The following is a 14,094-nucleotide window of genomic DNA, read 5'->3' as shown; positions in this document are numbered from 1 at the left end:
AGTGTTGGGACCCTACGGCGTGGCTGCTGGACCGACGCACCGCTGGTGCTTACCGTCCAGCAGGAACATATGGGGTTGACATAACTCTGGGCCTCGATGAGAGGTCGAGAGTTTCAATCCGGGTGCATCACACCCAGCACCACAGCGCGGACCACGATCAGGAAGGCGGATCCGATGACGCCCCCGCACAACTACCTCGCGGTGATCAAGGTCGTCGGCATCGGTGGTGGCGGTGTCAACGCCGTCAACCGCATGATCGAGGTCGGGCTGAAGGGCGTCGAGTTCATCGCGGTGAACACCGACGCCCAGGCCTTGCTGATGTCTGATGCCGACGTGAAGCTCGACATCGGGCGCGAGTTGACCCGCGGCCTCGGTGCCGGCGCGAACCCCGAGGTCGGGCACAGGGCCGCCGAAGACCACCGCGAGGAGATCGAGGAGGTCCTCAAGGGGGCCGACATGGTCTTCGTCACCGCGGGTGAGGGCGGTGGCACGGGCACCGGCGGTGCGCCGGTGGTGGCCTCGATCGCCCGCAAGCTCGGCGCACTGACCATCGGTGTCGTGACGCGCCCGTTCTCCTTCGAGGGCAAGCGCCGCGCCAAGCAGGCCGAAGACGGCATCCAGGCGCTGCGCAACGAGTGCGACACGCTCATCGTCATCCCGAACGACCGGCTGCTGCAGCTCGGCGACATCGGCGTGAGCCTGATGGACGCCTTCCGCTCCGCGGACGAGGTGCTCCTGTCCGGTGTCCAGGGCATCACCGACCTGATCACGACCCCCGGTCTGATCAACCTGGACTTCGCCGACGTCAAGTCGGTCATGTCCGGCGCGGGCTCGGCGTTGATGGGCATCGGCTCGGCACGAGGAGAGGGCCGAGCGGTGCAAGCCGCGCAGAAGGCCATCAACTCGCCCCTGCTGGAGGCCTCGATGGAGGGCGCGCACGGCGTCCTGCTGTCCATCGCCGGCGGCTCCGACCTGGGGTTGTTCGAGATCAACGAGTCGGCCTCGCTGGTCCAGGAGGCAGCGCACCCCGACGCGAACATCATCTTCGGTACGGTCATCGACGACTCCCTGGGCGACGAGGTCCGGGTCACGGTGATCGCGGCCGGCTTCGACAGCGGAGGCCCGACCCACAAGAAGCTGGAGCCGACGGCGTTGTCCTCGCCGCCTCGGACGGCCACCGGGCCGATCGCTTCCGCCACGGCCACGCCTACCCACGTGCAGCAGCCGGTGGCTCAGACTCCGCCGCCCGTGCAGGCTCCTGTCGTGCAGGCTCCGCCTCCGGTCCAGCCTCAGGTTCAGGCCGAGGTTCGGCAGGCTCCGCCTGTGCAGCAGCCTCCTACCACGGTGCCGCCTCAGCCTTCGCCGGCTCAGGGCAACGGGTACGCGTCGTCGGTGCCTCGGTCCTTGTCTCCCAACGGGTCGCTGCCTTCTCGGCCGGTGCCTGTTACTGAGGACCCTGACGATGAGGTGGATGTGCCGCCGTTCATGCGGCGGTGAGTTGCTGATCTTGTCGGACCCCCTGAGTAGCGTTTGGGCTCAGGGGGTCCTTCTTTTGGGGGGACGCCTGCGTCAGCTTGGGTGGGTGTGGGGCGTTGCCTCGCGGGTGGTGGGTTGCGGGTGGTGAGCGGGCGGGTGGTCGGCTTGTGGGCGGCGGGCTTGCGTGCCGCGGCCTGGCGGGTGGTCGGCTTGCGGGTGGCGACCTTGCGGGTGAGCGCCTTGCGGGCGTCGGCCTGGCGGGTGGTCGGCCTTGCGGTGGCGGCATTGCGGGTGGTCGGCTTGAGTGCCACGACCTCGCGGGTGGTCGGCTTGCGTACCGCGACCTGGCGGGTGGTCACCTTGCGGGCGGCGACCTTGCGTTGCGTGCTTCCCCTGGGGCTCTGCCCCAGACCCCGGCAATCTGATCAGGGGGCCCGCGCCGTGCGTGGGTAGATGGCACGCCTGTTGCGCTGGGCGGCCGCCGGTTGCTTAGAGAGTTGCGTTGGCGGTGGGGTCCCATCACGAGCCGCACCAAGAGCGGGCCACACCTGAGGGGTGAGGTCAAGTCGACGAAAAGCGTGTCGACTTGACCTCACCCCTCAGGTGCAGCAAGAGCTGTGGCGCGACTCGTGATGGGACCCCACCGCCCGGCCCGTATGGAAGGACGGCTCGCCTTCGGCATCGCGTGGGGGACGAGGCTCGCCTTTGGCATCGCGTGGGTGGGGGCTCGCCTTGGCTTGCGTTGTGCGCGGGGGAGGGCTGGGGTGCGTGTTCGTGCGAACTAGGGTGTAGGCGTGCGCATTCGTCGTGTTGTCACCACCCGTGCCGGTGGCGTGTCCAAGGCGCCCTACGAGTCGTTCAACCTCGGCGATCACGTTGGGGACGACCCTCAGGCGGTCGAGGCGAACCGGGGGAGGCTGGCCGAAGGGATCGGGCTTGCGGCCGATCGGTTGGTCTGGATGGAGCAGGTGCACGGGCGGACTGTTGCCACCGTTGACGGGCCGCAGGGGGAGCCGCTTGAGGCTACCGATGCTGTTGTGACGAAACGGGCTGGTCTCGGGCTTGTCGTGTTGACTGCCGACTGCGTGCCGGTGTTGCTCGGTGATCAAGAGGCCGGGGTTGTCGGGGCTGTGCACGCTGGGCGTGTCGGGGCTCGGGTCGGTGTGGTCGTCGAGGCTCTCAAGGCGATGATGGCGCTGGGGGCCGAGCTTGAGCGCGTTGAGGTGTTGCTGGGGCCTTCGGTGTGCGGTGACTGTTACGAGGTGCCTGCTGAGATGCAGAAGGACGTCGAGAAGCACTTGCCCGGTAGTGCTGCCAAGTCGCGGAAGGGTACGCCTGCCTTGGATTTGCGGGCCGGGTTGTGGAACCAGCTGGCCAGTGCCGGGGTCGGGAAGATCGGGGTCGATCCTCGGTGCACGTTCGAGGAGAAGGATCTGTTCAGCCATCGGCGGCAGGCGCCTACCGGGCGGCTTGCGTCGGTGATCTGGATTGAGCCGTGAACCGCGCCGAGGAGTTGAAGGAGAACCTCGCGGAGGTCGAGGAACGCATCGCCAAAGCGTGTGAGGTGGCGGGGCGTGGCCGGGACGAGGTTACCTTGCTCGCGGTGACGAAAACCTGGCCCGCCAGCGATGTGGAGATCCTTTACGGGCTCGGGCTCCGCAACTTCGCGGAGAACCGCGATCAGGAGGCCGGTGCGAAGGTCGACCAGTTGAGACACCTCAGCGAGGCGCGGTGGCACATGGTCGGGCGGTTGCAGCGGAACAAGGCGAAGTCCGTCGTCGAGTGGGCCGATCAGGTCGACTCGGTGGACAGCGTCCGGCTGGCCGAGGCGCTGGCGAAGGCTGCGCGGGCGAAAGAGCGGACGCTCGACGTGTTGCTGCAGGTCAGCATCGACGGGGACACGTCGCGCGGTGGGGTTGCTGTTGCGGATGTGGCGGAACTGGCTGGCGTGATCACTCGTTCGGGTGATCTTATTCTCCGAGGTGCGATGACTGTCGCGCCTCGGACGATGGAGCCGTCGCAGGCGTTTCAGGCGTTGGCTTCGGTGGTATCACGCCTACGTGATGATCATCCCACTGCCATCCAGGTGTCAGCGGGAATGAGTGGTGACCTGGAAGATGCCATCTCGCACGGATCGACCTGTGTGCGTGTCGGAACGGCGTTGCTCGGCAGCCGGCGACTAACCTCGCCGTAGGTTGTCGGGAACCTCGGGACCGTCCGCACCGTCCCTAAGAGTGGGGAACCGCCGAGGAGGGGCTGGAATGAGCGCTTTGCACAAGCTGAAGGCCTACTTCGGGATGGTCCCCGCCGAGTACGCAGACGACCCCGGCTACGACGACGACCGCGGCCGCTACGGCGACTACCGGTCCGAGTACGCGGCCGAGGCCGACGACTACGACCCGTACCCGCGGCGCAGCCGCGTGTTCACGCCGGGCCGGTCGGAGCTCCAGGGCTCCGGGTACCGGGCCGACATCGACGAGTCGGACGACTACGAGCCGGAGACGCGGCGCGGGGGCAACCCTCCGGGCACGCGACGCTGGAGCGCCGATGCACCCGTGCACGGCGCACTCGCTGTCGAGCCGCAGCGCGAGCCCGTGAGCAGGCTGCGTCCGGTTGCCGAGCCGGCAGGCAACCCGTTGGCGCGCATCACCACGCTTCACCCCCGTACCTACAGCGAGGCGCGCACGATCGGGGAGCACTACCGCGACGGCACCCCTGTGATCTTGAACCTGACCGACATGGACGACGCGGACGCGAAGCGTCTCGTCGACTTCTCGGCCGGACTGGCGTTCGCTCTGCGCGGGTCCATGGACAAGATCACGAGCAGGGTGTTCCTTCTCTCACCGCCGAACGTTGACGTCACGGCGGAGGATCGCAGGAAGCTGGCCGAGGGCGGGTTCGGGAACCACGGTTAGAGTTGAGCCGTGGACCCCATCCGTCTCGTCATCTTCTACGTCCTGTTCGCGTTCTCCCTGTTCCTGACCGCGCGTGTCGTGGTCGAGATGGTGCGGACGTTCGCGAGGGAATGGCGCCCAGCTGGCGGCGTAGCCGTGACGCTTGAGACCGTCTACACGGTCACCGACCCACCGGTCCGTTGGCTCCGCCGGGTGATCCCGACGGTGCGGATCGGGGGTGTCGGGCTGGACCTATCGATTATTGTGCTGTGGCTAGTCGTTATCATTCTGATGCGATTCGCAGATCCCAGGCCATGACGGGGAAGCCGGGGATGACCGCAGCCCAGGAGTGCGAGAGGTGATCCGATGCCGTTGACCCCCGCTGATGTGCACAACGTTGCATTCAGCAAGCCGCCGATTGGCAAGCGGGGCTACAACGAGGACGAGGTGGACGCGTTCCTCGACCTGGTTGAGGGCGAGCTCGCCCGCTTGATCGAGGAGAACAACGACCTCCGTCAGCAGGTCGAGCAGCTCGACCAGCAGCTCGAGACGTCGCGTGCCGACCTCGACGACGCGCGTGCGAAGGCTTCTTCCAGCCCCATGACGACCCGTATGCCGGTGGAGGAGCCGCGCCGCCTGGCGCCGGTCCCGCCGCCCTCGGTCATGGAGCAGACGTCCCCCGGTGGTGGCGGAGACCACCACGTGCAGGCCGCGAAGGTCCTGGGCCTTGCCCAGGAGATGGCGGACCGGCTGACGGGCGAGGCGAAGGCCGAAGCGGACGGCATGCTGTCCGAGGCGCGCACGAAGTCCGAGCAGCTGTTGTCCGAGGCCCGTGCCAAGGCCGACACGATGGTCAACGAGGCGCGCACGCGTGCCGAGACCATGCTCAACGACGCGCGGACGCGTTCCGAGACGCTGGAGCGGCAGGCCCGTGAGAAGGCCACCGCGCTGGACCGTGACGCGCAGCGCAAGCACGCTGAGGTGATGGGCAACATCACCCAGGAGAAGAACACGCTCGAGAAGCAGATCGACAAGCTGCAGACGTTCGAGCGCGAGTACCGCACGCGACTGAAGACGATGCTCGAGTCGTCCCTGCGCGACCTCCAGGACCGCGGCCCGGCCGCTCCGTCCGAGGGCCGTTCCCAGGGCTACTCCTTCGGCGCACGCGCCGAAGCGGGCTGAACTACTGTTCGCTAGGTGCTCTTCGTAGTTCTACTTCTGGTGCTGGCAGCCCTCGGGTTGCTCGTCCCTGCGCTGGCCACGTCCAACACGATCTGGGCGTGGTCGTCCGTGGGAGCGAGCGTGCTCGCCGCCCTGGTCCTTGCTTGGGACTGGTGGCGGAGACGGCCGGGGGACCCCGTTGCCGACACGCAGAGTGTAGATCAACTAGCTGCAGCAGATGATCAACGGGTGGTGGAGTCGGCGGTAGCCGACACGCCGTCCGCTGACGAGGAACCACCGGAAGAGGACACCGACGCGGCAGACCTGCTCGTCGTGGCCGATCTGGTGGACGAGGTGCGGGTGCTGGACGAACGGCCCCGGTACCACCTGAGTTCGTGCTCCTGGCTTGCCGGGAGGCCCACGCTGGGCCTCCCGGTGCAGGAGGCACGGCAGTTGCAGTTCACGCCGTGCGCGCTGTGCACCCCTGACGCGGTGCTCGTGCGCAGGAGTCGTTCCGCACAGTCCGGCTGATCGGTGAGCCCACACGCCAAGAGCTCGCGCGCAGGTAGCTGATCTTTGCCGGGCGTGATCGGGTGTGTTTCGTCGTGCCGCGAGAGGCCGACGACGTAGTAGGTCTTGGCCTGTGGGTTGTCGACGTCCACGTGCTTCTGCTCAGAGCACGATCGGACGCGCCCCGTGGGCGGTGACGAGGCCGGGCAGGCGTTCGCGGCTCGTCACGACGACACGACATCGCGGTGTGCCCGGTAGCAGCGGCACGACCTGTGCGGTGTCCGCGGCGTTGTCGAGCACGATCAGCATTCGCCGGTCGGCCAGCAACGTGCGGTAGAGCGCCGTCTGCGCGTGCGGCTCCGGCGGGATGCCGTCCGGACTGGTGCCCAAAGCCGTGATGAACTCGCGGACGACGTCGGCCGGGTCGGAGCCGTCGAGGTCCACGAACAGCTGGCCGTCGGGGTAGTCGGCGGCGTGCTCGTGCGCCCAGTGCAACGCGAGCCGCGTCTTGCCCGCGCCGGCCGGGCCGGTGATCGTGACGATCGGCCCGCCCAGGTCGAGGGCCGCGAGTTCGGCCGTCATGCCGGTGAAACCCGCGGGGCCGGGCGGAAGTTGCCGCGGGCTCCACTGTGGACGCTGGACCAGCGACGCGTGCAGGTCGCGCAACGCGGGACCGGGGTCGAGGCCCAGTTCGTCCGCGAGCCGATCTCGGAGCCGCGAGTAGTAGGCGACCGCATCGGCGCGTTGGCCGGCACCGATCAACGCACGCATCAGTTGCCCCGCTAGCCGTTCATCGAGTGGACGTTCGGACGTGCGCGCGGTCAGTTCGGCAACAAGCGACATGTGCTCGCCGCCGGCCAGACGTGCGTCGGTGTGGTCCAGTTCGGCCGCGGCGATCTCACCCGCCAGCGTTTCGCGCAGACCGTCGAACCACGCGCCGTGCAGCCCTTCGAACGGTTCGCCGCGCACGAGCGCCATGGCCTCGGCCGGCCGTCCGAGCGCCACGAGAGAGCGGAAGTGATGCAGGTCGATCGACGCGGGGTCGGCCTCCAGCACGTACCCGCCGGAGCGGCGCACGATCGGGATGCCGCCCAACGCCGCGCGCAACCGCGACACGTAGCTGTAGAGCGCGGCCTTCGCCTGCCGCGGCGGCGCATCGCCCCACACCCGTGCCAGCAGCTTGCCGACACCGACGACCTGGTTGACGTCCACCAGCAACACCGCGAGCACGCTCAGCTGACGTGCGTGACCCACGTCGACGAGGGCGGTGCCCCGCCGGACCTCGGGCGGGCCGAAGAGGTGGAACCTCACCGGTCCAGGAACAGGAGCATGATCAGCAACGCGAGCAGCGCGAGGTCCACGACGACACCCGTGGGCTTCGAGTCGTACCGCAACCGCGTGATCGTGGCGCCGACCATCAGCAACCCGAGGCCGACGGTGGCCGCGTGCGCCACCCATTCCCACGTGACCAGACCGACGACGAGACCCGCCGCGCCCGCCCACTCCAGCGCGCCGATGGTGCGCCACAGCGCCGGGTTCATCCGGAAGTGGTCGCGTGCCTCGAGTGACGCCTTCGCACCGAACAGCTTGCCCGCGCCTGTCGCCACGAACAGCAGGGCCAGCACGATCGACACCGCGATGGTCAACGTCATCGGCCGAGCATACGGTTTGCGCCTCCGGTTACCCTGTAACTCACAGGCACCGATCCGGCCATCACCGGGGAGCCTCCGGAAGAACGGATGCGCGAGCATCTCAGTAGAACCGGACGGGACCGGCCCGTCACAGCCGAAGAACGAGAGGCTCGCCGTCAGGCGGGCAAGCGGGGTGGTACCGCGGCGGGCCGAGCCACATCGGCGTGTCGTCCTCGCGTGTCGCATCTGACCGCGAGGAGCAGTGAAGATGGCCTACCCCAGGGCCGGAGCGAACGAGGTCCCGGCGCAGCCGTCCTTTCCGAACCTCGAGCAGGACGTGCTCGGGTACTGGAAGGACGACGAGACCTTCCAGGCGAGCATCGACCGCAACCCGGCCGGTGAGCACGGCGAGAACGAGTTCGTCTTCTACGACGGCCCGCCGTTCGCCAACGGCCTGCCGCACTACGGGCACCTGCTGACCGGCTACGTCAAGGACGTCGTGCCGCGCTACCAGACGATGCGCGGCAAGCACGTCGAGCGCCGGTTCGGCTGGGACACGCACGGCATGCCCGCCGAGTACGAGGCCGAGAAGCAGCTCGGGATCACGCAGAAGCACGAGATCGACGAGCTCGGCATCGAGAAGTTCAACGAGGCGTGCCGCACGTCCGTGCTGCAGTACACGGACCAGTGGCGCGACTACGTGACGCGGCAGGCGCGCTGGGTCGACTTCGACAACGACTACAAGACGCTCGACCTCGACTACATGGAAAGCGTCATGTGGGCGTTCAAGGCCTTGTGGGACAAGGGCTTGATCTACGAGGGCTTCCGGGTGCTCTGGTACTGCTGGCGTTGCCAGACGCCGTTGTCCAACACCGAGACCAAGATGGACGACGCCTACCGGGACCGGCAGGACCCCGCCGTCACGGTGGCGCTGCGCCTGGAGTCCGGCGAGAAGGCCCTGGTCTGGACGACGACGCCGTGGACGCTGCCGAGCAACCTCGCCGCCGCGGTGCACCCGGACGTCGACTACGTGACGGTCGTGGGCTCCGACGGTGACAAGTACCTGCTCGCCGAGGCCCGTGTCGCGGCGTACGCGCGTGAGCTGGGCGAGGAGCCCGAGGTCGTCGCGCGCTACAAGGGGTCGGACCTGGTCGGCAAGAAGTACCTGCCGCCGTTCGACTTCTTCGTGGGCCGCGAGAACGCGCACCAGGTCCTGACGGCCGACTACGTGACCACCGACGACGGCACGGGCATCGTCCACATCGCACCGGCGTTCGGTGAGGACGACAAGGTCGTGACGGACGCGGCGGGCATCGAGGTCGTCGTGCCGGTCGGGCCGGACGGCAAGTTCACCGCCGAGGTGGCGCCGTACCAGGGCGTGCACGTCTTCGAGGCGAACAAGCTGATCATCCGCGACCTCAAGGAAGCGGGTCTGCTGCTGCGGCACGAGACCTACGACCACCCGTACCCGCACTGCTGGCGGTGTGCGAACCCGCTGATCCAGCGAGCGCTGTCGGCGTGGTTCGTCGCGGTCACGCAGTTCAAGGACCGGATGGTCGAGCTCAACCAGCAGATCAACTGGGTGCCCGGCCACATCAAGGACGGCCAGTTCGGCAAGTGGCTCGAGAACGCGCGCGACTGGAACATCTCGCGCAACCGGTACTGGGGCTCGCCGCTGCCCGTGTGGACCTCGGACAACCCCGAGTTCCCGCGCACGGACGTGTACGGGTCGCTGGACGAGCTGGAGCGCGACTTCGGTGTGCGCCCGGACAACCTGCACCGGCCGTTCATCGACGAGCTGACGCGGCCGAACCCGGACGACCCGAGCGGTCAGTCGACGATGCGGCGCATCCCGGACGTGCTCGACTGCTGGTTCGAGTCGGGCTCGATGTCGTTCGCGCAGGTGCACTACCCGTTCGAGAACGCGGACTGGTTCGAGAACCACTACCCGGGCAACTTCATCGTCGAGTACAACGGGCAGACGCGTGGCTGGTTCTACACGCTGCACGTGCTCGCGACGGCGTTGTTCGACCGGCCCGCGTTCCGCGACTGCGTGGCGCACGGCATCGTGCTCGGTGACGACGGCCAGAAGATGTCCAAGTCGCTGAAGAACTACCCGGACGTCAACGAGGTCTTCGACCGCGACGGCTCCGACGCCATGCGCTGGTTCCTCATGGCGTCGCCGATCCTTCGTGGTGGCGACCTCGTGGTGACCGAGCGCGGCATCCGGGACGCGGTGCGCCAGGCGGTGCTGCCGTTGTGGAACTCCTGGTACTTCCTCGCGTTGTACTCCAACGCTTCCGGGAAGGAGGGCACGTGGCGCGTCGACTCGAAGAACGTGCTCGACCGGTACGCGCTGGCGAAGACGCACGACCTGGTGCGCGACGTCCAGGCGGCGATGGACGTCTACGACATCTCCGGTGCGTGCCAGCTGGTGCGTGAGTACCTGGAGGTGCTGACGAACTGGTACGTGCGCCGGTCGCGGCAGCGGTTCTGGGACGGCGAGCAGGACGCGATCGACACCCTGCACACCGTGCTGGAGGTCGTCACGCGCGTCACCGCGCCGTTGCTGCCCTACACCTCCGAGGTCGTGTGGCGCGGGCTGACCGGTGGCCGTTCGGTGCACCTGACGGACTTCCCGTCGGTGTCGGACCTGCCGGCGGACGACTCGCTGGTCGCGGCGATGGACGAGGTGCGCGACGTCTGCTCGACGGCGTTGTCGCTGCGCAAGGCGAACAAGCTGCGCGTGCGGCTTCCGCTGGCGCGCTTGACGGTGGCGTCGCCGGTGGCGGGCTCGCTGGAGGACTTCGCCGGGATCGTGCGCGACGAGGTCAACGTCAAGGAGGTGTCGCTGTCCACGGACGTCGACGCCTACGGGCAGTTCCAGCTGGTCGTGAACGCACGGGCGGCCGGGCCGCGGCTCGGGCCGAACGTGCAGAAGGTCATCAAGGCCGTCAAGGCCGGTGACTGGTCCGAGGTGGACGGCAGGATCGTCGCCGCCGGTGTCGAGCTGTTCGAGGGTGAGTACGAACAGCGCCTGGTGGCAACGGATCCCGCCGCCACGGCCGCGCTGCCGGGCGGCGCCGGTGTCGTCGTGCTCGACACGGTGGTGTCGCCGGAGCTGGAGGCCGAGGGTGTCGCGCGCGACCTGGTGCGCGTGGTGCAGCAGGCCCGCAAGGACGCCCAGCTCGACGTGTCCGACCGGATCACGCTGACGCTGGAGCTTCCGGACGCGGTGCGTGCCGCGGTGGAGCCGCACCTGGAGTTCGTCCAGGCGGAGACGCTGACGACGTCGGTGGTGTTCGGCGAGGGCACGTCCGAGGGCACCGTCGGTGACGGCGCCAAGGTGAAGGTCGCTGTCGCGAAGGCGTGATCGATATGTGAGCACTCGTCCCTAGCGTCGCCGTCGCCTGAGAGGGGGCGATGGTGAAGGTCAGAGGACTGGTGTTGGGCACGGCGTTCCTGGCGGCGTGTGTGGTGGGTTCGCCTGCCGCACACGCCGCCGTCGTGTGTGAATGGGAGACGACGGATCTGCCGGTGCCGGCCGGGGTCGCGTTCTACAGCGTGTACGCCGCGTCGGACAGCGGCGAATGGGTGCTCGGATACGGTGAGAACGCCTCGTACGAAAAGGGCACGTTCGTCTGGCGCAACGGAATGCCGACCGGTGAGTTCATCCCGCAGCTGGGAACGGTCGGCGATGTCAACGACTCCGGTGTCCTGTTGAGCAACGTCGGTGACGCCGGCTACCGGATCGAGAACGGTGTCCGGGAGCGCTTGGAACCGGCTCCCGGCACCTCCTGGTCGTGGGGCGAGCACATCAACAACGGGGGCGACGTCGCCGGTGTGTCTGGCTCTCGCGGCCCGCTCGTGGTGTGGCCGGCCGGATCCACGACACCCCGGGAGTTGCCGAACACCCGCAACGGGCCTGATCGCGTTGTGAAGGGCATCGACGACGACGGCAACGTGGTCGCGATGGAGTACGGACCGCCGGAGAAGTGGTCCAGCCACGTCTGGGACCGCGACGGGAACCGGACGACGCTGGAGCCGCTGGCGGGGGACCACCGGGCGGAGGTGGGGTTCATCCGCAACGGCCGGATCTTCGGCAGGTCGGCGCCCCACGACGGGCAGCAGCCCAGCACCGTCGTCGAGTGGGGGCTGGACGGCGAGATCGTGCGCACCTTCCCCGAGTTCTCCGGCCCGGTGGACGCGAACGCCTCCGGGCACGTTCTCGGCAAGGTCTCAGGAGCGAACGAGCACAACGCGGTGTGGCGGGCGCCGGGTCAGCTCGACACCCCGCCCAGCGTGTACGGATCCGTGCTGGCCGACAACGGTGACGTCTACGGCGCCGCGCGCAAGGACGGTGTCCTCCTGCCGCGTCACGCGCGCTGTGGCTGACGCTTCGGGGTGAACAGGCGCCGCACCTGGCGCACGTACCACGACCAGCGGGCCGGGGACTTCGGTTCCCGGCCCGCTGCTCGTTCGCAGGCGTCGAACAGGTCCTCCAGGCACGCGTCGTGCAGCCACCTGATCGCGAGCGCCCAGCGCAGCCGGTCCACGAGGCCGAACCGGCCGATCAGCTCGTGCCGCAGGACCGTGCCCGACGCCGAGAGCGTGTGGCTGCCCGACATGTCGGTGAACTCGAAGGTGATCGACTCGCCGGGGACGTACTCCGTGCAGCGGTAGCGGATCGGGCCGTGCCCGCCGTCCGCGCCGACGCCCAGCGGGCGGTCGAACTCCTGCTTGCCCCAGGCCGGCGGCCAGAGCTCCTGGACGCGCTCGACGAACGGGCCTGCGGGCACGCCGAGGTCGCGGGTGTGCACGTTCTTGATCATGCGAATCCCCTCCATACGCTTCCGTATGTTCCTGGAACGTACGCTAGCGTATGGAACCGTGGTGCGGCGAAATCGTGACGACTGGACTGAGATAGCGCTGAGAGCGCTGGCCGAAGGCGGGCTCCAGGCCGTCGCGATCGAGCCCCTGGCGGCGCGGGCCGGAGCCACGAAGGGGAGCGTCTACCACCACTTCCCGAACCGGGAGGCGTTGCTGAAGGCGACGGTCGAGCGGTGGGAGCGGGAGCACACCGAGAAGGTCATCGAGCTGGCCGAGTCCGGGAGGACCCCGCACGAGAAGCTCAGGACGCTGTTCACCGTGGTGCTCGACCAGACCCGCAAGGGGTCGGTGGAGATGGCACTGCAGGCGGGCGCCGGCCACGAGGTGATCGCTCCGGTCCTCCAGCGCGTCACCGTGAAGCGGATCGGCTACCTGACCGAGCTGTTCGAGCAACTCGGGTTCGACCACGAGCACGCGAAGAAGCGCGCGCTCATCGCGTTCAGCCTCTACCTGGGGCAGGTGCAGATGTGGGCGACCCTGCCCGGCCTCGTCGAACCGGTGCTCGACGAGGCCGTGCAGGTGCTCACGCAGAAATCAGATCAGGACGCGACGGCCCACAACGTGTGAGCGATGACGTCCGCGTTGCGGTCGAGCGCCGTGGCGTTGACGTTGGACGTGGTGTCGCAGGAGCGGTGGTAGCAGCGGTCGTAGGCCTGGCCGGCCGTACCGCCCCACTTCTGCGCCTGGGCCGAGGTCTTGATGCCCTCGGCGCCGGTGAAGGTGCCGCCGACCGGGATGCCCGAGCGGGCGAACGCCGCGTGGTCGGAGCGGCCGCCGACGCTGGTCAGCTCGGTCGCGACGCCCTTCGACTGGAAGCCCGCCTGCAACGACTGCTGCAGCGCCAGCGAACCGGAGGGCTGACCGGAGGCGCTGTAGACGAAGTAGCCGGGGTTCGGCGAGCCGGTCATGTCGAAGTTCAGGTACGACTTGATCTTCGACCGCTCGGTCGTGGACAGGGAGTTCACGTAGAACGTCGAGCCGCGCAGCCCGAGTTCCTCCGCGCCCCACCAGCCGAACCGCACGTGCTTGGTCGGCCGGAAGCCGGTGGCCGTCATCTGGAGGGCGACCTCCAGGATCGACGCGGAGCCCGTGCCGTTGTCGTTGATGCCGGGGCCCGCCGTGACGCTGTCGAGGTGGCCGCCCAGCATGACGACGTTGTTCAGGTCGCCGCCGGGGTAGTCCGCGATCAGGTTGTAGCCGGTGGCGCCGTTGTAGGTGAACGACTGCACGCGCGTCGCGAAGCCGGCCGCGTCGAGCTTGCTCTTCACCCAGTTGATCGAGGCCAGGTACCCCGGTCGTCCGTGTGCGCGGTTGCCGCCGTTGGCGTTGGAGATCGACTGGAACTGGTTGAGGTGTGCTTGGACGTTCGCGACGTTGATGTTCGGTGCGGCGAGAGCCGCGGGTGCCGCCGCTTGCGCAGTGGTCGCTCCGGTCACCATCAAGGCGGCCGCCAGCGCGATCAGGATCCTCATGGTTCAACTCCGTGCAGGGTTAGGGATTGAGCCACTGATCAACATGCTCCTCCGTGCATG

General features: G+C 68.3%; 14 protein-coding genes. 10 read left to right on the top strand and 4 right to left on the bottom strand.

The window, feature by feature from the left end:
• Positions 1 to 174: 174 nt before the first annotated feature.
• The 7 genes from ftsZ to SK571_RS01805 all read left to right on the top strand — a co-directional run bounded on the left by ftsZ (position 175) and on the right by SK571_RS01805 (position 6,062).
• Positions 175 to 1,497 (top strand): cell division protein FtsZ, encoded by a 1,323-nt coding sequence (gene ftsZ, locus SK571_RS01835; protein WP_319982255.1) that lies wholly within the window; start codon positions 175 to 177, stop codon positions 1,495 to 1,497.
• A gap of 773 nt (positions 1,498 to 2,270) precedes the next feature.
• On the top strand, positions 2,271 to 2,975 hold the full coding sequence (pgeF, locus tag SK571_RS01830; protein WP_319982254.1) for a peptidoglycan editing factor PgeF: 705 nt from the start codon (positions 2,271 to 2,273) through the stop codon (positions 2,973 to 2,975).
• Positions 2,972 to 3,670 (top strand): YggS family pyridoxal phosphate-dependent enzyme, encoded by a 699-nt coding sequence (locus tag SK571_RS01825; protein ID WP_319982253.1) that lies wholly within the window; start codon positions 2,972 to 2,974, stop codon positions 3,668 to 3,670. Before pgeF ends, SK571_RS01825 begins: the two co-directional genes overlap by 4 nt.
• Positions 3,671 to 3,737: 67 nt before the next feature.
• Positions 3,738 to 4,391: a cell division protein SepF gene (locus SK571_RS01820; RefSeq protein WP_319982252.1), complete on the top strand. Its 654-nt coding sequence runs from the start codon at positions 3,738 to 3,740 to the stop codon at positions 4,389 to 4,391.
• Positions 4,392 to 4,409: 18 nt separating this feature from the next.
• Positions 4,410 to 4,688: a YggT family protein gene (locus tag SK571_RS01815; protein WP_319982543.1), complete on the top strand. Its 279-nt coding sequence runs from the start codon at positions 4,410 to 4,412 to the stop codon at positions 4,686 to 4,688.
• A 48-nt stretch (positions 4,689 to 4,736) separates the two neighbouring features.
• Entirely contained in the window at positions 4,737 to 5,552 is an 816-nt protein-coding gene (gene wag31 / locus SK571_RS01810; RefSeq protein WP_093597422.1) for a DivIVA-like cell division protein Wag31, read from the top strand.
• Between the two features lie 15 nt (positions 5,553 to 5,567).
• Positions 5,568 to 6,062 (top strand): hypothetical protein, encoded by a 495-nt coding sequence (locus SK571_RS01805; protein ID WP_319982251.1) that lies wholly within the window; start codon positions 5,568 to 5,570, stop codon positions 6,060 to 6,062.
• 141 nt (positions 6,063 to 6,203) lie between these two features.
• Here SK571_RS01805 and SK571_RS01800 read toward each other — a convergent pair whose 3' ends face one another.
• Positions 6,204 to 7,352: an AfsR/SARP family transcriptional regulator gene (locus SK571_RS01800; RefSeq protein ID WP_319982250.1), complete on the bottom strand. Its 1,149-nt coding sequence runs from the start codon at positions 7,350 to 7,352 to the stop codon at positions 6,204 to 6,206.
• Positions 7,349 to 7,693, bottom strand: a complete 345-nt coding sequence (locus tag SK571_RS01795; protein ID WP_319982249.1) for a DoxX family protein — start codon at positions 7,691 to 7,693, stop codon at positions 7,349 to 7,351. Before SK571_RS01795 ends, SK571_RS01800 begins: the two co-directional genes overlap by 4 nt.
• Positions 7,694 to 7,940: 247 nt before the next feature.
• Here SK571_RS01795 and ileS point away from each other — a divergent pair, with 247 nt between their 5' ends.
• Entirely contained in the window at positions 7,941 to 11,045 is a 3,105-nt protein-coding gene (gene ileS, locus SK571_RS01790; RefSeq protein ID WP_319982248.1) for an isoleucine--tRNA ligase, read from the top strand.
• A 53-nt stretch (positions 11,046 to 11,098) separates the two neighbouring features.
• A complete protein-coding gene (locus tag SK571_RS01785) occupies positions 11,099 to 12,067 on the top strand; it encodes a hypothetical protein (RefSeq protein WP_319982247.1) in 969 nt (322 codons plus the stop codon).
• On the opposite strand, the gene SK571_RS01780 is transcribed toward SK571_RS01785, so the two are convergent.
• On the bottom strand, positions 12,049 to 12,504 hold the full coding sequence (locus SK571_RS01780) for an SRPBCC family protein (RefSeq protein ID WP_319982246.1): 456 nt from the start codon (positions 12,502 to 12,504) through the stop codon (positions 12,049 to 12,051). The two genes, SK571_RS01785 and SK571_RS01780, sit on opposite strands and share 19 nt — an antisense overlap.
• Positions 12,505 to 12,562: 58 nt before the next feature.
• Between SK571_RS01780 and SK571_RS01775 the strand changes: the two genes are divergently transcribed.
• The gene (locus SK571_RS01775; RefSeq protein WP_319982245.1) at positions 12,563 to 13,129 is read left to right on the top strand and encodes a TetR/AcrR family transcriptional regulator; all 567 of its coding nucleotides are present in this window, start codon (positions 12,563 to 12,565) and stop codon (positions 13,127 to 13,129) included.
• Here the strand turns inward: SK571_RS01775 and SK571_RS01770 are convergent.
• Positions 13,102 to 14,034 carry a M28 family metallopeptidase gene (locus tag SK571_RS01770; protein ID WP_319982244.1) on the bottom strand — a complete coding sequence of 311 codons (933 nt, stop codon included), beginning with the start codon at positions 14,032 to 14,034 and terminating at the stop codon, positions 13,102 to 13,104. The two genes, SK571_RS01775 and SK571_RS01770, sit on opposite strands and share 28 nt — an antisense overlap.
• Positions 14,035 to 14,094: the final 60 nt, after the last annotated feature.

The sequence above is a fragment of the Lentzea kristufekii genome (genome assembly GCF_033949925.1).
Taxonomy (GTDB): Bacteria; Actinomycetota; Actinomycetes; order Mycobacteriales; family Pseudonocardiaceae; genus Lentzea; species Lentzea kristufekii.
The sequence above is the reverse complement of the archived record's forward strand: the minus strand, read 5'-3'. Positions and strand labels throughout refer to the sequence as shown.

Bases quoted from the DNA above. Each gene is read 5' to 3' on its own strand.
- ftsZ (WP_319982255.1), top strand. From the start codon at position 175: ATGACGCCCCCGCACAACTACCTCGCGGTGATCAAGGTCGTCGGCATC.
- SK571_RS01820 (WP_319982252.1), top strand. From the start codon at position 3,738: ATGAGCGCTTTGCACAAGCTGAAGGCCTACTTCGGGATGGTCCCCGCC.
- wag31 (WP_093597422.1), top strand. From the start codon at position 4,737: ATGCCGTTGACCCCCGCTGATGTGCACAACGTTGCATTCAGCAAGCCG.
- SK571_RS01795 (WP_319982249.1), bottom strand. From the start codon at position 7,693: ATGACGTTGACCATCGCGGTGTCGATCGTGCTGGCCCTGCTGTTCGTG.
- ileS (WP_319982248.1), top strand. From the start codon at position 7,941: ATGGCCTACCCCAGGGCCGGAGCGAACGAGGTCCCGGCGCAGCCGTCC.
- SK571_RS01780 (WP_319982246.1), bottom strand. From the start codon at position 12,504: ATGATCAAGAACGTGCACACCCGCGACCTCGGCGTGCCCGCAGGCCCG.
- SK571_RS01770 (WP_319982244.1), bottom strand. From the start codon at position 14,034: ATGAGGATCCTGATCGCGCTGGCGGCCGCCTTGATGGTGACCGGAGCG.